Annotated in this window: 18 protein-coding genes; 11 read left to right on the top strand and 7 right to left on the bottom strand. The window is 71.1% G+C overall.

The window, feature by feature from the left end; translation table 11 throughout:
- The first annotated feature begins 58 nt into the window (after window positions 1–58).
- Entirely contained in the window at window positions 59–889 is an 831-nt protein-coding gene (gene ygfZ / locus JJI54_RS00245) for a CAF17-like 4Fe-4S cluster assembly/insertion protein YgfZ (protein ID WP_203069784.1), read from the top strand.
- A 100-nt stretch (window positions 890–989) separates the two neighbouring features.
- Here the strand turns inward: ygfZ and JJI54_RS00240 are convergent, their stop codons facing one another.
- Both JJI54_RS00240 and JJI54_RS00235 read right to left on the bottom strand, forming a co-directional pair.
- A complete protein-coding gene (locus JJI54_RS00240; protein ID WP_203069782.1) occupies window positions 990–1,616 on the bottom strand; it encodes an isochorismatase family protein in 627 nt (208 codons plus the stop codon).
- Window positions 1,613–2,812 carry an FAD-dependent oxidoreductase gene (locus JJI54_RS00235; RefSeq protein ID WP_203069780.1) on the bottom strand — a complete coding sequence of 400 codons (1,200 nt, stop codon included), beginning with the start codon at window positions 2,810–2,812 and terminating at the stop codon, window positions 1,613–1,615. The genes JJI54_RS00240 and JJI54_RS00235 overlap by 4 nt, the downstream gene beginning before the upstream one ends.
- A 104-nt stretch (window positions 2,813–2,916) precedes the next feature.
- On the opposite strand from JJI54_RS00235, the gene JJI54_RS00230 reads away from it, so the two are divergent.
- Together JJI54_RS00230 and JJI54_RS00225 are read left to right on the top strand one after the other, a co-directional pair.
- The gene (locus JJI54_RS00230; RefSeq protein WP_203069779.1) at window positions 2,917–3,735 is read left to right on the top strand and encodes a S49 family peptidase; all 819 of its coding nucleotides are present in this window, start codon (window positions 2,917–2,919) and stop codon (window positions 3,733–3,735) included.
- Window positions 3,736–3,864: 129 nt separating this feature from the next.
- A complete protein-coding gene (locus JJI54_RS00225) occupies window positions 3,865–4,554 on the top strand; it encodes an FkbM family methyltransferase (protein ID WP_203069777.1) in 690 nt (229 codons plus the stop codon).
- A 6-nt stretch (window positions 4,555–4,560) separates the two neighbouring features.
- On the opposite strand, the gene JJI54_RS00220 is transcribed toward JJI54_RS00225, so the two are convergent.
- A complete protein-coding gene (locus tag JJI54_RS00220; RefSeq protein ID WP_164694564.1) occupies window positions 4,561–4,746 on the bottom strand; it encodes a tautomerase family protein in 186 nt (61 codons plus the stop codon).
- A gap of 72 nt (window positions 4,747–4,818) precedes the next feature.
- Here JJI54_RS00220 and JJI54_RS00215 point away from each other — a divergent pair, with 72 nt between their 5' ends.
- A complete protein-coding gene (locus JJI54_RS00215; protein ID WP_203069775.1) occupies window positions 4,819–5,526 on the top strand; it encodes an alpha/beta fold hydrolase in 708 nt (235 codons plus the stop codon).
- A gap of 121 nt (window positions 5,527–5,647) precedes the next feature.
- On the opposite strand, the gene JJI54_RS00210 is transcribed toward JJI54_RS00215, so the two are convergent.
- A complete protein-coding gene (locus JJI54_RS00210; protein ID WP_203069773.1) occupies window positions 5,648–6,064 on the bottom strand; it encodes a ketosteroid isomerase-related protein in 417 nt (138 codons plus the stop codon).
- Between the two features lie 98 nt (window positions 6,065–6,162).
- Between JJI54_RS00210 and JJI54_RS00205 the strand changes: the two genes are divergently transcribed.
- The 7 genes from JJI54_RS00205 to JJI54_RS00175 all read left to right on the top strand — a co-directional run bounded on the left by JJI54_RS00205 (window position 6,163) and on the right by JJI54_RS00175 (window position 14,619).
- The gene (locus JJI54_RS00205; RefSeq protein WP_203069771.1) at window positions 6,163–7,032 is read left to right on the top strand and encodes a glycine--tRNA ligase subunit alpha; all 870 of its coding nucleotides are present in this window, start codon (window positions 6,163–6,165) and stop codon (window positions 7,030–7,032) included.
- A 61-nt stretch (window positions 7,033–7,093) separates the two neighbouring features.
- Entirely contained in the window at window positions 7,094–7,357 is a 264-nt protein-coding gene (locus tag JJI54_RS00200) for a type II toxin-antitoxin system VapB family antitoxin (protein ID WP_203069769.1), read from the top strand.
- Window positions 7,354–7,746, top strand: coding sequence for a type II toxin-antitoxin system VapC family toxin (locus JJI54_RS00195; RefSeq protein ID WP_203069767.1), 393 nt, complete (start codon window positions 7,354–7,356; stop codon window positions 7,744–7,746). Before JJI54_RS00200 ends, JJI54_RS00195 begins: the two co-directional genes overlap by 4 nt.
- Window positions 7,747–7,749: 3 nt before the next feature.
- Window positions 7,750–9,900, top strand: coding sequence for a glycine--tRNA ligase subunit beta (glyS, locus tag JJI54_RS00190; protein ID WP_203069765.1), 2,151 nt, complete (start codon window positions 7,750–7,752; stop codon window positions 9,898–9,900).
- A gap of 103 nt (window positions 9,901–10,003) precedes the next feature.
- Window positions 10,004–12,676, top strand: coding sequence for a pyruvate, phosphate dikinase (ppdK, locus tag JJI54_RS00185; protein WP_203069763.1), 2,673 nt, complete (start codon window positions 10,004–10,006; stop codon window positions 12,674–12,676).
- 226 nt (window positions 12,677–12,902) lie between these two features.
- Complete coding sequence (locus JJI54_RS00180) at window positions 12,903–13,691, top strand: glycosyltransferase family 2 protein (protein WP_203069761.1); 789 nt, start codon at window positions 12,903–12,905, stop codon at window positions 13,689–13,691.
- Between the two features lie 70 nt (window positions 13,692–13,761).
- Window positions 13,762–14,619: an SDR family oxidoreductase gene (locus tag JJI54_RS00175; protein ID WP_203069759.1), complete on the top strand. Its 858-nt coding sequence runs from the start codon at window positions 13,762–13,764 to the stop codon at window positions 14,617–14,619.
- A 16-nt stretch (window positions 14,620–14,635) separates the two neighbouring features.
- Here the strand turns inward: JJI54_RS00175 and JJI54_RS00170 are convergent, their stop codons facing one another.
- From JJI54_RS00170 to JJI54_RS00160, 3 genes are read right to left on the bottom strand one after another with little or no spacing between them, the layout of a single operon-like run.
- Window positions 14,636–15,598 carry a D-2-hydroxyacid dehydrogenase gene (locus JJI54_RS00170; RefSeq protein WP_203069757.1) on the bottom strand — a complete coding sequence of 321 codons (963 nt, stop codon included), beginning with the start codon at window positions 15,596–15,598 and terminating at the stop codon, window positions 14,636–14,638.
- Window positions 15,599–15,613: 15 nt separating this feature from the next.
- Window positions 15,614–16,441, bottom strand: coding sequence for a 16S rRNA (adenine(1518)-N(6)/adenine(1519)-N(6))-dimethyltransferase RsmA (rsmA, locus tag JJI54_RS00165; RefSeq protein WP_203069756.1), 828 nt, complete (start codon window positions 16,439–16,441; stop codon window positions 15,614–15,616).
- Window positions 16,442–16,460: 19 nt separating this feature from the next.
- Window positions 16,461–17,801, bottom strand: a complete 1,341-nt coding sequence (locus tag JJI54_RS00160) for a peptidylprolyl isomerase (RefSeq protein ID WP_203069755.1) — start codon at window positions 17,799–17,801, stop codon at window positions 16,461–16,463.
- Window positions 17,802–17,823: the final 22 nt, after the last annotated feature.

Below are 17,823 nucleotides of genomic sequence, written 5' to 3'. Positions count from 1 at the left end.
CCGCATAGCACGAAGGCGGCGGTTGCAACGCGGCGCCGCCTCTCCCACCTTCCGGCCCATGCCGATTGCCGTATTGCCGGGCCGTGGAGTCGTCGAGGTGGCGGGGGAGGACCGCGTCCCCTTCCTGCAGGGGCTCGTGTCCAACGACGTGGCGAAGGCCGCGCCGGGCCAGGCCGTCTGGGCCGCGCTGCTGACGCCGCAGGGCAAGTGGCTGGCCGATTTCTTCATCCTCTCCGATGGCGAACGCCTGCTGCTGGATGTGGAGCGCGAGCAGGCCGGGCCGCTGGTGCAGCGCCTGTCCCGCTTCCGGCTGCGCAACCGCGTGGCGCTGCGCGACGTCTCCGCCGATTTCGTCGTCATGGCGGGCTGGGGCGGCGCGCTGCCGCCGCCACGCAGCATCGCCGCCCCCGACCCGCGCCTGCCGGAGGCGGGGTGGCGGATCCTCGGCAACACGCCGCTCGGCGATGCGGATGAGGCGGCGTGGGACCTGCACCGGCTCTCGCTGGGGCTGACCGATGGCAGCCGGGACCTGGAGCCGGAGAAGTCCGTGCTGCTGGAAGGCGGCTTCGACGAACTCGGCGGCGTGTCCTGGACCAAGGGCTGCTACATGGGCCAGGAACTGACGGCGCGGACCAAGTATCGCGGGCTGCTGAAGCGGCGGATCGTGCCCGTGACGGTGGAAGGCGGCCTGCCGCCACCCGGCACGCCGGTGCTGCGGGACGGGGTGGAAGTGGGGGAGATGCGCTCCGCCCGCGCCGGCCATGGGCTGGCGATGCTGCGCCTGGATGCGCTGGCGGAAGGCGCCAGGCTGTCGGCCGGCGGGGCGGTGCTGACGCCGCGCGTGCCCGCCTGGATGCACCTGCCGGCGGAGAAGACGCCGGCGGGGTGATGGGACAGCCGCGGGGGGGCGCCCCGCTGCACCTACCGATGTCGGCAGGGGGGCGCCGCCCCCCTGCACTCCTGGCCAGGGCCGAACCGCCCCTGGACCGTCATCGGTGGGCGGCTGCCTCGATCTGCGCGCGGGTCATCAGATCGGCGTATTTCTGGCCCATGTCGAAGAGGTTCGCCTCATGCGGGCCGATCGCGCGGTCGCCGACGCAATCGGTGGCGACGACCGTGCGGAAATTATGCTGCAGGCTGTCCACCACGGTGGCGCGCACGCAGCCGCTGGTCGTGCAGCCCGCCACCACCACCGTATCCGCCCCCTGGTAGCGCAGCCAGGACGCCAGGTTGGTGTCGAAGAAGCCGGAGGCGCCCTGCTTGCGCACGATGTGCTCGCCCGGCACCGGGGTGAGTTCGGGCACGATCTGCGACAGCGGCGAATGCTCCGTGAGCTTCAACAGCGAGGGCGCCTTCAGCGTGAAGACGCCGGCATCCGACCCGTCATCCGCATAGACCACGCGGGTATGCGCCACGGGCCAGCGACGGGCACGGGCGAAGGCCAGCAGCTTCACCGTCTGCTCGATGGCGGGGCCGATATTGCCGCCGCCGAAATGCTCGGGATCGGCGAAACCATTGACGTAGTCGACAATGACCAGCGCCGGGCGCTGGCCCATGCCGGCCGTGTTGCCCATGCCCTGGCGGTGGTAGATGTCGGCCTCGGGATGCCCGCTCATGCCACCGCCTCCAGGTCCCGCAGCGACTGGATCATCGCGCTGCGCAGCAGGTAGGCGCGGTGCTTCGCGGGGTCGGCGACCGTCGCGCGCAGCTCGTCGTGATAGGCGCGGCGCTGTTCGGGGTCCCGCTGGTTCAGGATCTGGCGGTTGCGCAGCGCCTGCTGCTGCACGACGTCGAGCGCCACCTTGCGCCGCTGCCGGCCGTAGCGGCCCATCAGCGACAGGTCGGCGCCCTTCCACACCTCGGTCAGCTTGGAGGCCAGGTTGAAGGCATCGTGGATGCCGCCATTCATGCCCATGCCGCCGAGCGGGTTGTTGATATGCGCGGCATCGCCGGCCAGGAAGACGCGGCCATGGACGTATTCGTCCACCACCCGCTCATGCACCCGGTAGGCGGTGCGGTGCACGACCTTGTAGCCCGCGGGATTCGGCACCACCGCCTGCAGCCGCGCATCCATCCGCGCGGGGTCGGTCATCTGCTCCTCCGTCTCCTCCGGATCGGTCGGGAACAGCACGCGCCACAGCGACGCCGTGCGCAGCAGCACGAACCATTCCTGCGGGTCGCTGATATAGGCGATGTTGGAGAGATCCCCGATATGCTCGTGGAAGGGGAAGGTGGTGGAGAGGCTGAGGAAGATCTCCGGGATGGTCTGGCCGCGGAACTCCGTGCCGACGGAACGCCGCACCGCGCTGCGCGCGCCATCCGCGCCGATCAGGTAGCGGCCGCGGACCGGCTCCTTCGTCCCGTCGGAGCGTTCGATGGTCAGGGTGACGCCATCGGCGTCCTGCGCCACGGAATCCGCCTTGGCATCGTAGATGAACCGGACGTCGGGATTGCCGGCCATGCGTTCGCGCAGCATGCGCGTCAGCCGCCACTGTTCGCATTGCAGGCGGTAGGGATGCGCCGTGTCGTCCTTCAGGCGCTCCATCTCGAAGGTCGCGATCACGCCCTGGTGGCGGTCGCGGAACTGCCAGAAGGGGCAGACCAGGCCCTGCTCGATCAGCGCATCCACCACGCCGAAGCGGCCCAGCATGTCGAGCGTCGGCGGGTGGAAGGTGGAGGCGCGCAGGTCATCCGGCAGGTCCTGCGCCTGCTCCACGATGGTGACGGGAATGCCTTCCCCGGCCAGGTAGGCGGCGGCGACCATGCCGACCGGGCCTGCCCCTGCGATGATGACGCGATCGTCCTTGGCCATGCTGTCCCTCGGGATTCGTCCGGACAATATTGCCTCTGTCGCGCGCCGGGGGAACCCTTCGCGGGCTGCTTGTGCGCGGGGACCGTGGGCGCATCTATGGGGGCATGAAAATCCCCTTCCTGGATCGGCCGCCCGTGGTGGCGGTGCTGCGGCTTTCCGGCGTGATCGCGGCGCGCGGCGGCGGGCCCTTCGCGGCCCCGGGCATCAGCGCGGAGGGCATGGCCCCGCTCATCGAGCGCGCCTTCCGCCTGAAGCGCCTGGCCGCCGTCGCGCTGGTGATCAATTCGCCGGGCGGCTCACCCGTGCAGTCCAGCCTGGTGGCACAGCGCATCCGCCGCCTGGCCGAGGAGAAGAAGGTGCCGGTGACGGCCTATGTGGAGGATGCCGCGGCATCCGGCGGCTACTGGCTGGCCTGCGCGGCGGATGAGATCGTGGTGGACCGCGCCTCCATCGTCGGCTCCATCGGCGTGATCAGCGCGGGCTTCGGGATGGAGGAGGCGATCCGGCGCCTCGGCGTGCGGCGGCGGATGCACACGGCGGGGGAGGAGAAGAGCTTCCTCGACCCCTTCCGCGCCGAGAGGCCGGAGGATGTGGCGCGGCTGGAGGCGCTGCTGGCCGACCTGCACGTGACCTTCAAGGACTGGGTGCGCGCCCGCCGCGGCGCGGCGCTGAAGGCGCCGGAGGAGGAGCTCTTCACCGGCCGCTTCTGGACCGGGGCGCGCGGGGTGGAACTCGGCCTGGCGGACCGGATCGGGGAGGTGTCGTCCGACCTCCGCGCCCGCTTCGGGGAGAAGGCGCGGCTGGTGCCGGTGGGCGCGCGGCGGCCGCCCTGGCCGCTGCGGCTGCTCTCCGGCGCCGCGATCGCGGAGGGCGCCCTGGCGGCGGCGGAGGAACGCGCCGCCTGGGCCAGGCTCGGCCTGTAGCGAAGCGCCGCGCATCGTGCCGGTGGCGGTGCGGGGCCTGCCGCTGATCCCGCCCGGCGCCGCCGGGTTGCGGCGCGGGCGGCCATGGCACAATCCTCCCGCCCCGGGGCAGAGTGGGGATGGGATGCGATGAGGCGGCTGGCCGGTTCCGTGGTCACGACGACCATCGAGGGGCGGGAGATCCGCTTCTTCGTCGCCAACGAGCATGACGTGATCCAGCGCCACCATGCGCAGGGCGAGTTCTATGAGCCGGAGGAGCTGGGCATCATCGCCCGGCATTGCGCGGCCGGCGCGCGCTTCGTCGATATCGGCGCCAATGTCGGCAACCATGCCGTCCATGTCGCGCGCTTCCTGGCCCCCGCCGGGGTGCTGGTGCTGGAGCCCAACCCGCCGGCGGCGGAGATCCTGCGCCTCAACGTGCTGCTGAACGGGCTGTCGGGGATCGTCGATACCAGCCTGCTCGGCATCGGGCTGGCGGGGGCGGAGGGCGTGGCGGCGGCGGTGGGCGGGCGCAACAACCTGGGCGGCACGCGCATGGTGCCGGGGGCGCCGGACGGCGCCATCCCGCTGCGGACGGGCGATGCGCTGCTGGCGGGCCGCCCTGTCGATTTCCTGAAGATCGACGTGGAGGGGATGGAGATGGAGGTGCTGGGCGGCCTGGCCGGCGTGATCGCCGCCCATCGCCCGGCCATCTTCATCGAGGTGCACAACCGCAATGCGCGGGAGTTCCGCGCCTGGGCCGCGGCGCAGGGCTACCGCATCACGGAGACCTTCCGGCGCTATCCCTCCAACGAGAACTTCATGGTGGTGGCGGGGTAGCGGCGGCTACCGGTCGGAGAAGAGGACGCCGCCCTTGGCCTTGGAGTCCGGCGCCGATTCGACGATCTGCACGGTCACGCTGGCGGCCGGGACGCCGAAATTCTTCACCATCGCCTCCGTCAGGTCGCGCACCAGGCCGCGCTTCTGTTCGACGGTGCGGCCGGTGGCGGCGAAGACCATGATCTCGGGCATCGGGGTGCTTCCTTGGGGGTGCCGGGGTAGCCTCCGCCGCGGCGCGGGGACTGCGCAAGGGGGTGTGGCCTGATGGGCGTGGTGCTGCTGCCCGGCTTCATGCTGGATGCGGGGATGTGGGAGGAGCTGGCGCCGCTGCTGGCGCCGATCGGCCCCATGCATCACGGCGACCTGTTCCAGGACGGCACGCTGGCGGGGATGGCGGCGCGGGTGCTGGCGGACGCCCCCGGGCGCTTCGTGCTGGTGGGTTTCTCCATGGGCGGCTTCGTGGCGCGGGAGGTGGCGCGGATGGCGCCCGGCCGCGTGCGGGCGCTGGTGCTGGTCGCGACCTCCGCCCGGGGTGACAGCGCGTCCCAGCAGGCCAGGCGCCAGGCGGTGGCGGGGCGGCCGGAGGGGCAGGCCTTCCGGGGGATGAGCCGCGCCGCCATCGCCCGCGGCCTGCATCCGGACCGCGCCGGGGATGCCGCGCTGGTGGACCGGCTGAGGGCGATGGGCGACCGGCTGGGCGGGGAGGTCTTCCTGCGCCAGACCTTGATGCCGCGCCCGGCCTTCGATGACCGGCTGGGCGAGATCGCCTGCCCGACGCTGGTGGTGGCCGCGGCGCAGGATGCGCTGCGCAGCGTGGCGGAAGCGCGCGAGATCGCCGATGGCATCCCCGGCGCGCGGCTCGCCATCATCGAGGGCAGCGGCCACATGGTGCCGATCGAGGCGCCGGGCGCGCTGGCGCGGCTGATCCTGGATTTCGTGGCTCCGAGACCGCTTGAGGATGCCGGCGGCTGAGGGTTCGCGAGGGATTTTTCGTGCTGGGCAGGATCCGGATGCAGCCGATGCTGGTTGCATCGGCAAGGCCGGAGACGCACCCAGCGCGGAAAAGCCCAGCGAAACCGACCCGCCGGTGTTCTCAAGCGGTCTCCCGGGCGGAGACCTGACGGACCCAGTCCTCGAGGTTGTAGTAGGTGGTGATGCGGGCGATCAGGCCGCCCTCGATGGCCAGGAAGGCGCCGGCGGGCAGGCGGTAGGCCTGGCCGCGCGCCTCGGGCAGGCCTTCATCGGTGCGGAGGTAGGTTCCGACCACGGTGAACTCCGCCGCGGCGCGGGTGCCGGTGGGGTCCACCATCACGGTGATGTCCTCCAGCTGCTCGGCATAGGCGCCGTCCATGCGGGCGAGGAATTGCTCGAATGCCGGCTTGCCGATGCGGCGCGTGCCCTGGTTGGGGTCATGCGCGACCTGGTCATGCAGCAGGGCCAGCATGGCCGTGCGGTCCCCGGCATTGAAGGCGGCGTAGTAGCGGCGGACCAGGGCTTCGGTGGCGTGCATGGACAGGTCTCCGGCGGGAAGAGCGGGGTTGCTTGCCGGCTTCCCCGCGCGGGGGGTAATGAACGCGCGAAACCTCCCCCGGCAAGACCCGCCCCCGCATGTCCGACACCGCGCCGTCCTTCCAGGAAATCATCCTGCGCCTCCATCGGTTCTGGAGCGCGCAGGGCTGCCTGATCCTGCAGCCCTACGACATGGAAGTGGGCGCGGGCACCTTCCACCCCGCGACGACCTTGCGCGCGCTGGGGCCGAAGCCCTGGGCGGCGGCCTATGTCCAGCCCTCCCGCCGGCCTTCCGACGGGCGCTATGGCGAGAACCCGAACCGGCTGCAGCACTACTACCAGTACCAGGTCATCATGAAGCCGAGCCCGCGCGACGCGCAGGATCTGCTGCTGGCGAGCTACCGGGATCTCGGCCTGGATCCCATGAAGCATGATTTCCGCTTCGTGGAGGATGACTGGGAGAGCCCGACGCTCGGCGCCTGGGGGCTGGGCTGGGAGGTCTGGTGCGACGGGATGGAGGTCGGCCAGTTCACCTATTTCCAGCAGGTCGGCGGCATCGCCTGCGAGGTGCCGTCCTTCGAGATGACCTACGGGCTGGAACGGCTCGCCATGTTCATCCAGGACGTGGATGACGTGTACGAGCTGGACTTCAACGGACGCGGCGTGAAGTACGGGGAGGTCTTCCGCCGCGCGGAGGTCGAATACTCCCATCACAATTTCTCCGGCGCCGACACCGCCATGCTGTTCCAGCACTTCGCGGATGCGGAGCGGGAGTGCCAGTCGCTGCTGGCCTATGACCCGCCGCTGGCCCTGCCGGCCTATGACCAGTGCATCAAGGCGTCCCACCGCTTCAACCTGCTGGATGCCCGCGGCGCCATCAGCGTGACGGAGCGCGCGGCCTATATCGGCCGGGTCCGCGCGCTGGCGAAGGCGTGCTGCGAGGCCTGGGTGGCGGGGGAACGGGTTTGAGCTTGCCGCTGCCAGGGCGTTCTACCATGTTGATGGGGGTTTATACCATCGGGGTGGTGCCATGGGGCAGTTGAACATCAAGGACGAGGCGCTGATCGCGGAGGCGAAGGCGCTGGCGGAGATGCTGGGCACCAGCACGACGGGCGCGCTGCGGGAAGCGGTGCGGGACCGGCTGGCGCGGGCGCGGGCGGAGAAACAGGCGGATCGGAAGGCCCTGGCGGCGGAACTGATGGCGATCGGCGCACGCGCCGCCGCGCGCATCCCGCCGCATCTGCGGACCAGCGACCACTCCGACCTGTATGACGAGAATGGCCTGCCCGTTTGATCCTCGACACCTCGGCCCTGTTCGCGATCCTGTCCCAGGAACCCGACGCGCAATCCTACGCGGATGCCATGGCGCTCGCGGCTGGAGATTGTGCCATCTCCGCGGCGACGCTGGTGGAGGCGACCATGGTCGTGGAGGGCCGGGGCGGCGCTGAACTGGGGCGTGACCTGAATGACCTGCTGCGCAGCGTGAACGCGGCTGTTGTGCCGGTCAGCGCGAACCAGGCGGAACTGGCCCGCGATGGCTGGCGCCGCTTCGGCAAGGGCCGCCACCCCGCGAAGCTCAATTTCGGCGACTGCTTCTCCTACGCGCTCGCGCAGGAACGGGGTGAGCCGTTGCTGTTCAAGGGCGATGACTTCGCCCAGACCGATGTGAAGAGGGCCATCTAGGCCATGCCGGAACTGCTGCTTGAACTCTTCTCCGAGGAAATCCCGGCGCGCATGCAGGCGCGGGGGGCGGAAGACCTGGCGAAAGCCTTCGCCAGCGCCGTCGCGCCGGTGCTGGAGGGCGCGCCGAAGCCCTTCTACGGCCCGCGCCGCATCGGGCTTTCGGCCACGCTGCGCGCCGAGGTGACGACCGAGGGGAAGGAGGAGCGCGGGCCGCGCACCTCCGCGCCGCCGGCGGCACTCGACGGCTTTCTCAAGAAGCATGGCGCGACGCGCGACATGCTGGCGGAGCAGAACGGCTTCTGGGTGCTGCAGAAGCCGGGCGCCACGGTGACGGCGGCTTCGCTGGTGGCCTCCGCGATGCCGGGGCTGATCCGGGGCTTCGGCTGGCCCAAGTCGATGCGCTGGAACGGGCCCTTCACCTGGGTGCGGCCGCTGCACCGGGTGCTCTGCGTGCTGGATGGCCAGGTGGTGCCCTTCGCCATCGAGGAGTTGCCGGGGCTCGTCAGCGGCAACGAGACCGAGGGCCACCGCATCATGGCCGCGCATGCGGGGAAGGGCGGCGCCTTCGCGGTGACGGGGCTGGCCGATTACGAGGCCGGGCTGCGGGAGCGCTTCGTGGTGCCGGATGCGCAGGAGCGCATGCGGATCATCGAGGAAGGCATGAACCGCCTGGCCGCCGCGCAGGGCGTGCGGGTGGTGCCGGACAAGGGGCTGCTGGAGGAGGTGGCGGGCCTCGTCGAATGGCCGGTGCCGCTGCTGGGGCGCATCGACGACGCCTTCATGGATCTGCCGCCGGAACTCATGCGCACGACGATGCGCGTGAACCAGCGCTACTTCTCGCTGGTGAAGCCGGATGGCTCGGCGGCGCCCTTCTTCGCGCTGGTCGCCAATATCGCCGCACTCGATGGCGGCGCGACGCTGGTGGCGGGGAATGAGCGCGTGCTGCGCGCCCGGCTCTCCGACGCCCGCTTCTTCTGGGACCAGGACCGCAAGCAGCGGCTGGAGAGCTACCTGCCGAAGCTGGAGAGCGTGGTGTTCCACGCGAAGCTCGGGACGCAGGGGCAGCGCGTGGCCCGCCTGGTGAAGCTGGCGCGGCACCTGGCGCCGCTGGTGGGCGCCGATGCGGGCCTGGCGGCGCGCGCGGCGGAGCTGGCGAAGGCGGACCTCGCCTCCGGCCTCGTCGGCGAATTCCCGGAGCTGCAGGGCATCATCGGGCGCTACTACGCGCTGCATCAGAACGAGGACGCCCGCGTGGCGGAGGCGATCGCCGCGCATTACCGGCCGCTCGGCCCCGGCGACGCGGTGCCGACCGAGCCGGTGGCGATCGCGGTGGCGCTGGCGGACAAGCTCGACACGCTGGCGGGGTTCTTCGCCGTCGATGAGCGGCCGACCGGCTCCGGCGACCCCTTCGCGCTGCGCCGCGCGGCGCTCGGCGTCATCCGCATCCTGCGGGAGAACGGCCTCAGGCTGCGGCTTGGCGAGGTGATCGGGGAGGCCTTCTTCGGCTTCCCGCAGGCGGTGGGGGAAACATCCTCGCCCGATTTCGGCATGGCGGTGGCGCAGGAGAAGCTGCGCGCGGGCTACCAGGCGCCGAAGGGCAGCCTGCACCCGCCCATGGTCGCGGCCTTCGCGGCGGGGCTGGTGGACTTCCTGGCCGAGCGGCTTCGCGTGCAGCTGCGCGCCGAGGGCGCCCGCCACGACCTGGTCGCCGCCGCTTTCGGGGCGGGCGCGGAGGATGATTTCGTCCGCCTGCTCGCCCGTGCCGATGCGCTGAAGGCGCTGGTGGAGGGTGCCGACGGGCCGAACCTGCTCGCCGCCTACAAGCGCGCGGCCAACATCCTCCGCATCGAGGAGAAGAAGGACGGGCCGCACCAGGGCGCCATCGACGCCGCGCTGCTGGCGGCGCCGGAGGAGCAGGCGCTGGCCGCCGCCCTCGATGCCGCGGAGCCGGCCGTCACGGCCTCGTTGGCTTCTGAAAATTACATTTCTGCCATGTCGGCCTTGGCAGCGTTGCGAGGCCCACTTGATGCCTTCTTCGACCGCGTCACCGTGAACGACCCCGTTCCGGAACTCCGACGCAACCGTCTACGCTTGCTCGCACGGCTCCGCGCCGGAATCGACGCGGTGGCCGATTTTTCCCGGATCGAGGGCTGACACACAGGCCGCCTCCGCTTACCCGGCATAAGGCTTGCCCCGGCCGGGACGCGGTGGCAGTTCGTCGCGAACAGCCACGCAGTTTGCAGGAGAGCGCCGTCCAATGACGAAGTGGGTGTACAGCTTCGGTGCCGGTCACAATGAGGGCCGCGCCGACATGCGGAACCTCCTGGGCGGCAAGGGGGCCAACCTGGCGGAGATGGCCAGCATCGGCCTGCCGGTCCCGCCCGGCTTCACCATCACCACCGAGGTCTGCACCTACTACTACGACCACGGCCAGTCCTACCCGCCGGAGCTGCTGGACAGCGTGAACCAGGCGCTGGCGCTGGTGGAGAACGCGGTGGGCGCCAAGTTCGGCGATCACCACAAGCCGCTCCTCGTCTCCGTCCGCTCCGGCGCCCGCGTCTCCATGCCCGGCATGATGGACACGGTGCTGAACCTCGGCCTGAACGACGCCACCGTGGATGGGCTCGCGGCCGCCTCGGGCGATGCGCGCTTCGCCTGGGACAGCTACCGCCGCTTCATCCAGATGTTCGGCTCCGTCGTGCTCGGCGTGGACCATCACCGGTTCGAGGAGATCATCGAACATGTGAAGATGGACAAGGGCGTGGACGAGGACACGCAGCTGACCGCGCAGGACTGGCACCGCGTGGTGGATGGCTACAAGGAGATGGTGGCGGAAGTCACCGGCAAGCCCTTCCCGCAGGACCCCCACGCGCAGCTCTGGGCCGCGATCGGCGCCGTCTTCGGCAGCTGGATGAACCCGCGCGCCAATACCTATCGCCGCCTGCACGACATCCCCGCGCAATGGGGCACCGCCGTCAACGTCCAGGCCATGGTCTTCGGCAACATGGGCAATGACTGCGCGACCGGCGTCTGCTTCACGCGCGACCCCAGCACGGGCGAGAACTTCTTCTACGGCGAATACCTGGTGAATGCGCAGGGCGAGGACGTCGTCGCCGGCATCCGCACGCCGCAGCCCATGGCGGAGGCCCGCGCGAAGCCGGGCGAGAAGTCCATGGAAACCGTGATGCCCAAGGCCTACGCGGAACTCATCGAGGTCCGCGCGAAGCTCGAGAAGCATTACCGGGACATGCAGGACATCGAATTCACGGTCCAGCAGAACAAGCTCTACATGCTGCAGACGCGCAACGGGAAGCGCACCGCGGCGGCCAGCCTGAAGATCGCGGTGGACATGGCCCGCGAAGGCCTGATCGACCGGACGGAAGCGGTGAAGCGCGTCGATCCCAAGGCGCTCGACCAGCTCCTGCACCCCACGCTCGACCCCAAGGCGCCGCGCAAGGCACTCGCCAAGGGCCTGCCGGCATCGCCTGGCGCCGCCTGCGGCGTCATCGTCTTCTCGGCCGATGAAGCGGAAGCCCGCGCCGCCAAGGGCGAGGCCGTGATCCTGGTGCGCATCGAGACCAGCCCCGAGGACATCCACGGGATGCACGCCGCCAAGGGCATCCTGACCACGCGCGGCGGCATGACCAGCCACGCGGCCGTCGTCGCCCGCGGCATGGGCCGGCCCTGCGTGGCCGGCGCCGGCACCATCAACGTGGACTACGCGCAGCAGACGCTCTCGGCCGGCGGCAAGCGCCTCTCGGCCGGGGACACCATCACGCTGGATGGCGCGACCGGCGAGGTCTTCGCCGGCACCGTCGCCATGATCGAACCCCAGCTCTCCGGCGACTTCGCGACGCTGATGGAATGGGCCGATGGCGTGCGCAAGATGAAGGTGCGCGCCAACGCCGAAACCCCGCTGGATGCCGAGACCGCGCGCAAGTTCGGCGCCGAGGGCATCGGGCTCTGCCGCACCGAACACATGTTCTTCGACCCGGAGCGCATCGGCGCCGTCCGGCAGATGATCATGGCGGAGACGGAAGGCGGCCGCCGCGACGCCCTCGCGCGGCTGCTCCCCTTCCAGCGCAAGGATTTCCTCGACCTCTTCAACATCATGGCGGGGCTGCCCGTCACGATCCGGCTCCTCGACCCGCCGCTGCACGAATTCCTGCCGCACAAGGAAAGCGAGATCGAGGAAGTGGCCGAAAGCCTCGGCGCCGACGTCGCGCTGATGAAGCGGCGCGTGGCGGACCTCTCGGAAGCCAACCCGATGCTCGGCCACCGCGGCTGCCGCCTCGGCGTCACCTATCCCGAGATCTACGAGATGCAGGTGCGCGCGATCTTCGAAGCGGCCGTCATGGTCGGCAAGGAAACCGGCGCGGCGCCCGTGCCGGAAATCATGATCCCGCTGGTCATGACCAAGCGCGAGCTGGAAATCACCCGCGCCCAGGTGGACAAGGTGGCGCAGGAAGTCTTCGCGGAAAGCGGCTACCACATCGTCTACCAGGTGGGGACGATGATCGAACTGCCCCGCGCGGCCCTGACCGCCGACACCATCGCCGAAAGCGCGGACTTCTTCAGCTTCGGCACCAACGACCTGACGCAGACCGTCTTCGGCCTGTCCCGCGACGACGCCGGCAAGTTTCTTCCGTTCTACGTCGAGAAGGGCATCCTGCCGAAAGACCCCTTCGTCTCCATCGACGTGGACGGCGTCGGCGCCCTCGTCGAAATCGCCGCGCAGAAAGGCCGCAAGACCAAGCCGGACCTGAAACTCGGCATCTGCGGCGAACACGGCGGCGACCCGGCCTCCATCCACTTCTGCGGCTCGGTCGGCCTCGACTACGTCTCCTGCTCCCCCTACCGCGTGCCCGTGGCACGCCTGGCCGCCGCCCAGGCGGCGCTGGCGGGCGGTGGGGGCGACAGGACGGCGTGAAGGTCGCGCTGGCAGGGGGGCGCCGCCCCCCTGCACCCCCCGCCAGGAGGCAGGGGCCTCCTGGACCACCGTTCATGGGAGGAAAGGGAGGGGGCGCCACCCGCGCTCCCTTCGCATCCGTGCGACCGCGCCCCCTCCCTTTCCTCCCATCAAGTCATGGGTTCCAAGGGGCCGCTGCCCCTTGGCGGGTGGGGTGCGGGGAGGGCGGAGCCCTCCCTGCGGCAGCATGACCGCCACGCCGACCCTCTCCGCCCTCATCGTCGCGCGCAACGAGGCTGAGCGGCTGCCGGATTGCCTGGCCTCGGTGGCCTTCGCGGATGAGGTCGTGGTGGTGCTGGATCGCACGACGGATGCGAGTGCGGCGATTGCGCGCGCGGCCGGGGCGCGGGTGATCGAGGGCGCTTGGGAGTTGGAGGGCGAGCGGCGGAATGCCGGGATTGCCGCCTGTTCCAGCGATTGGGTGCTGGAGGTCGATGCGGATGAGCGGGTGAGCCCGCCGCTGGCGGCCGCGGTGCGGCGGGTGATCGCGGTGTCGGGGCACGCCTGGCATCAGGTGCCGGTGGACAATTATGTCGGCGCTCGGCTGGTGCGGCATGGCTGGGCGGGGAGCTTCGGGACCACGTCGGTGCCGCGGCTGTTCCGCAAGGGCGCCAAGCGGTGGCGGGCGCAGCGGGTGCATCCGGGGCTGGACTGGGTGGGGAAGGAGGGCCCGAAGATCACGGAGGGCGCGCTGATCCACCTGGTGGACCGGGACATCTCCGACATGCTGCGGCGGTTGGACAAGTATTCCTCCGCCAAGGCGGCGGATCTGATCGCGCAGGGAAATATCGGGTCGATGCCGGACAATCTCCGGCGTTTCGTGTCCCGGGTGTGGAAGAGCTACGTGTCCCGGAAGGGGTATCGGGAGGGGGGCTGGGGCGTGCTGCTGGCGCTCTGCACGGGGGCCTTTCCGCTGCTCGCCTATCTCAAGGCCCGGCTGGAGCCGGAGCGGCATGGGGGCGTGAAGCGGGACTGACGTTTCGGCGGTGGGCCTGAACTCCGGGGCCTCGGGCGCCGTTGCCGGGGGATAACCGGAGAGAATCCCCATGCCCGATACGCCGCAGCCTCGCCAGTCCCAGTCCCACCAGCCCGGCATCGAGGCCGAGATGGAGCCGCGGCCGGAATCGGCCATGGCGAAGTGGAAGGGCTCCGGCAAGCTCACGGGCAAGGTCGCGCTGGTGACGGGCGGCGACAGCGGCATCGGCCGGGCGGTCGCGATCGGCTTCGCGAAGGAGGGCGCGGATGTCGCGATCCTCTACCTGGATGAGGGCCAGGATGCCGAGGAGACGAAGCGCCTGATCGAGGCGGAGGGGCGGCGCGCCGTCGCCATCGCGGGCGATATCGGCGATGCGCAGGTCTGCGACATCCTGGTGCAGCGCGTGGTGGGGGAGCTGGGGCGGATCGACGTGCTGGTGAACAACGCCGCGGAGCAGCATGTCTGCGAGGATTTTTCCGAGATCCCGACGGAGCAGGTCGAGAAGACGTTCCGGACGAACATCCTCGGCATGATGTGGGTGACGCGCGCGGCGCTGAAGCATATGGGCGAGGGCTCGGCGATCGTGAACACGACGAGCATCACGGCCTATCAGGGCAATCCGACGCTGATCGACTATGCCAGCACCAAGGGCGCGATCGTGGCCTTCACGCGCAGCCTGGCGAAGTCGCTGCAGAAGCGGGGCATTCGCGTGAATGCGGTGGCGCCGGGCCCGATCTGGACGCCGCTGATCCCGGCCAGCTTCAGCGCGGAGCGGACGGCGGAGCATGGCGCGCAGGCGCCGATGGGGCGGGCGGGCCAGCCGGATGAGGTGGCGCCGGCCTACATCTTCCTGGCCAGCAACCTGGACAGTTCCTACATCAGCGGGCAGGTGATCCACCCGAATGGCGGGACCGTCGTGAACGGGTGACGGCCCCGCCCGCTGGTCAGACGACCTGGTTCTTCAGCGTCGTCTCCCCGGCGTGGAGGCGCTTCAGGTTCTCCTCCATCAGGTCCAGCACATTGCCCTCATAGGCCCGCGTCTCGCCGCCCGTATGGGGGGTGATGAAGACGTTGGGCATGGACCAGAGGGGCGAGGCCTCGGCCAGCGGTTCCTCCGCCGTCACGTCCAGCGCGGCGGCGCCGAGATGGCCGGAGGCGAGTGCCGCGACGAGGTCCGCCTCCACGCAGACGGCGCCGCGGGCGACGTTCACCAGGATGGCGGCGGGCTTCATGGCGGCGAATTGCGCGGCACCCATCAGGCCGCGCGTCTCGGGCGTCAGCGCGCAGGTCAGGGCGACGTAGTCGGCGCGGGGAAGCTGGGCCATCAGCGCGCCCATGCCGTGGATCTCGTCCGCGCCCTCCGCGCCCTTGGAGGGGTCCTGGCGCAGGCCGATGACGTTCATGCCGAAGGCTTTCGCCAGTCGCGCCAGGCGGCCGCCGATGCGGCCGATGCCGACCACCAGCAGGGTCTTGCCGCCGAGTTCGTCCTCGCGCTTCGTCAGGTCGCCGATCATGCCGCGCCAGTGCTTGCGGGCCTGGTTGTCGCGGGCCTCCGGCAGGCGGCGGGCGATGGCGAGGATCAGGGAAATGGCGTGTTCGGAGACGGCATTGGCATTGGCGCCCTGGGCGGAGGCCAGGCGGATGCCGGCGCCGGCCAGCACGGCGCGGTCATACTGGTCCACGCCCGCGCTGATGGACTGGATGAACTTCAGCCGCGGCGCCTGCGCCGCCAGGTGGTTCCGCCACATGCCGGAGACGAGGAGGATATCGGCCTCCCCGATCCGGGCCTCCAGCTCCGGCAGGCTGCGGACCTCGAAATGGGGCAGGGTGCCGCCGCGCTCCGCGTAGCGTTCGGCGAAGCGGTAGGCGACATGGGCGAAGCAGATCGTCGGCTTGGGCGGCAGCATGGACGGGTCCTCTTCTCAGCCCCGCGCGAAGAGGGCGCGGGCCAGGCGGTCGAATTCGGGGATGGTCAGCGTCTCCGCCCGGCGGTCGCCGGCGATGCCGGCGGCGTCCAGCAGCGCCTCCGCCTGGCCGAGCGACTTCAGCGATCCGCGCAGCATCTTGCGGCGCTGGCCGAAGGCGGCGGCGGTCAGGCGTTCCATGGTGGCGAAGAGGTCCGGCCCCGGGTCCTCGGCATGCGGCACCAGGCCGACCACGGCGGAGTGGACTTTCGGGGGGGGGCTGAAGGCGCCGGGGGGGAGGCTCAGCAGGAAGCGCGCCTGGCAGCGCCACTGCGCCAGCACGCCGAGGCGCCCATAGGCTTCCGTGCCGGGCGCGGCGCAGATGCGCTCCGCCACCTCCTGCTGGAACATCAGCGCCATGGATTCGAAGTGCCGGGCGTTCCGCAGCCAGCCCACCAGCAGCGGCGTCGCGACGTTGTAGGGCAGGTTGGCGATGATTTTTCGTGGAGTCGGCAGCAGGCTTACGGCGTCGATCGTCGTCGCATCGGCCTCCAGCACGCGCAGCCGGCCCGGGAAGGCATCAGACAGCTCCGCCAGCGCGGCGATGGCGCGGCGGTCCAGCTCCACCGCCAGCACGGCGGCGGCGGGGGAGGCGAGCAGCGCGCGGGTCAGGCCGCCGGGACCGGGGCCCACTTCCAGCACATGGCGGCCCGTCAGGTCCCCGGCCAGCGTCGCGATGCGGTCGCAGAGGTTCTGGTCCAGCAGGAAATGCTGGCCGAGCGACTTCCGGGCATCGAGGCCGTGCCGCGCGATGGTGTCGCGCAGCGAGGGAAGCGCCGTGCTCACGACGACGCCGTCCCCGCTCTCAGCTGCGCATCTCGATCTGGGCGCGGCGGCGGAGGTCGCGCTGGAGCTGGCGGGAGAGCAGTTCCACGCGGTCGCGCAGCAGCTGCTGGCGGGCGACGTCGGGCGTGATCTCGGCCTGGTTCCGCGTCTCCCGCGTGCAGACCATGATGATGGCGACGCCGTCGGGCGCGATCACGGGCTGGCTGGCACGGCCGGGGGGCAGGCTGCCGATCAGCTGGCGCAGCGGCGGCGGCTGCACGGTTTCCAGCCGCACCGGGCCGGGATCGGGGTCCCGCCCGCTGCCGGCGGCGCGGGCGGCCTGCTCCACCGCCTCGCAGCTGCGGGCGCTGGCGGCCAGGGCGCGGGCGCGTTCCACCACGGCCACCTGCTGGGCCGTGGGGGCCTGCGGGTTCAGCGGGGTGGCGAAGGGGAAGAAGGCCTGGCGCAGCGTCAGCATCGTCGCCTCGTCCCGGCCCACCTCCCGGCGCTGGCGCAGCGCCACGATCTGGAAGCCGCCGGGCACGGCGATGGCGTTGCTGATGGCGCCGGGGGGCATCTGGCCGACGATGCGGGCCACCGCCTCGTCCAGCGCCTCCAGCCCCACCCAGCCGAGGTCGCCGCCCTGCAGCGCGGTCTGGGCCTGGCTGAACTGGGTGGCGGCGACGGGGAAGGGCACGCCGCGGCGGAGCTGGGTGACCACCTCCTCCACGAAGCGGCGGACTTCCGCCTCCTCCCCCGGATCGTCCACGGGGACGAAGATCTCGCTGACCAGGAATTCCTGCTGGCCGGTGCGGGCGCGCTGCAGGGCGATCTGCTCCGCCACCTCGGCATCCGTGGGCTGGGCCTGGGGGCCCAGGATCTGGCGCAGCAGCCGCGCCCAGCCGATCTGCACGCGCAGCTGGTCGTAGAGCACGCGGGGCTCCACCCCGGCGCGGCGCAGCTGGGCCACCAGGCCGCCGGCGGGCAGGTTGTTGCGGCGCTCGAGCTCCGCCACCGCCTGGGCGATGTCGGTATCCGTCACGGGGATGCGGCGGCGCTGCACGTCCTGCATGCGCAGCCTTTCATCCACCAGCAGGCGCGTGACCTGCGGCGTCAGGCGTTCCAGCACCTCCGGCGATGCCGGCAGGCCGGCATTCAGCGCGAAGAGGCGCCGGCGGCCATCCACGTCGCCACGGGTGACGATGTCCCCGTTGATGACGGCGACGATGCCGTTGGTCGCGCCGTCCGGCGCGCGGCCGTTCGTGGAGCCCGCCGGCGCGGGCGCGGGCGCGGCCGGCGCCTGGGCCAGGGCGGGCGCCCCCGCCACGGGGGGCAGGGCCAGGGCGGAGAGCAGCAGCAGGGCGCGGGCGGTGGGACGCATGGCGCTTTCCTAGGCGTGCGGG

This window comes from Falsiroseomonas ponticola (genome assembly GCF_016805305.1).
GTDB lineage: Bacteria > Pseudomonadota > Alphaproteobacteria > Acetobacterales > Acetobacteraceae > Falsiroseomonas > Falsiroseomonas ponticola.
Note: the sequence above shows the minus strand (reverse complement) of the source record. Positions and strands in the feature narration are given on the sequence as shown.

Coding starts and splice junctions, on each gene's coding strand:
- JJI54_RS00210 (WP_203069773.1), bottom strand. CDS start 6,064: ATGCACGCCACCGAAGCCCTGGTCCGCCGCTACTACGCCGCCTTCAAT.
- JJI54_RS00220 (WP_164694564.1), bottom strand. CDS start 4,746: ATGCCCGAGATCATGGTCTTCGCCGCCACCGGCCGCACCGTCGAACAG.
- JJI54_RS00170 (WP_203069757.1), bottom strand. CDS start 15,598: ATGCTGCCGCCCAAGCCGACGATCTGCTTCGCCCATGTCGCCTACCGC.
- JJI54_RS00230 (WP_203069779.1), top strand. CDS start 2,917: ATGAAAATCCCCTTCCTGGATCGGCCGCCCGTGGTGGCGGTGCTGCGG.
- JJI54_RS00200 (WP_203069769.1), top strand. CDS start 7,094: ATGGGGCAGTTGAACATCAAGGACGAGGCGCTGATCGCGGAGGCGAAG.
- JJI54_RS00160 (WP_203069755.1), bottom strand. CDS start 17,801: ATGCGTCCCACCGCCCGCGCCCTGCTGCTGCTCTCCGCCCTGGCCCTG.
- JJI54_RS00205 (WP_203069771.1), top strand. CDS start 6,163: ATGTCCGACACCGCGCCGTCCTTCCAGGAAATCATCCTGCGCCTCCAT.
- JJI54_RS00175 (WP_203069759.1), top strand. CDS start 13,762: ATGCCCGATACGCCGCAGCCTCGCCAGTCCCAGTCCCACCAGCCCGGC.
- JJI54_RS00225 (WP_203069777.1), top strand. CDS start 3,865: ATGAGGCGGCTGGCCGGTTCCGTGGTCACGACGACCATCGAGGGGCGG.
- JJI54_RS00215 (WP_203069775.1), top strand. CDS start 4,819: ATGGGCGTGGTGCTGCTGCCCGGCTTCATGCTGGATGCGGGGATGTGG.
- glyS (WP_203069765.1), top strand. CDS start 7,750: ATGCCGGAACTGCTGCTTGAACTCTTCTCCGAGGAAATCCCGGCGCGC.
- ygfZ (WP_203069784.1), top strand. CDS start 59: ATGCCGATTGCCGTATTGCCGGGCCGTGGAGTCGTCGAGGTGGCGGGG.
- JJI54_RS00240 (WP_203069782.1), bottom strand. CDS start 1,616: ATGAGCGGGCATCCCGAGGCCGACATCTACCACCGCCAGGGCATGGGC.
- JJI54_RS00235 (WP_203069780.1), bottom strand. CDS start 2,812: ATGGCCAAGGACGATCGCGTCATCATCGCAGGGGCAGGCCCGGTCGGC.
- ppdK (WP_203069763.1), top strand. CDS start 10,004: ATGACGAAGTGGGTGTACAGCTTCGGTGCCGGTCACAATGAGGGCCGC.
- JJI54_RS00180 (WP_203069761.1), top strand. CDS start 12,903: ATGACCGCCACGCCGACCCTCTCCGCCCTCATCGTCGCGCGCAACGAG.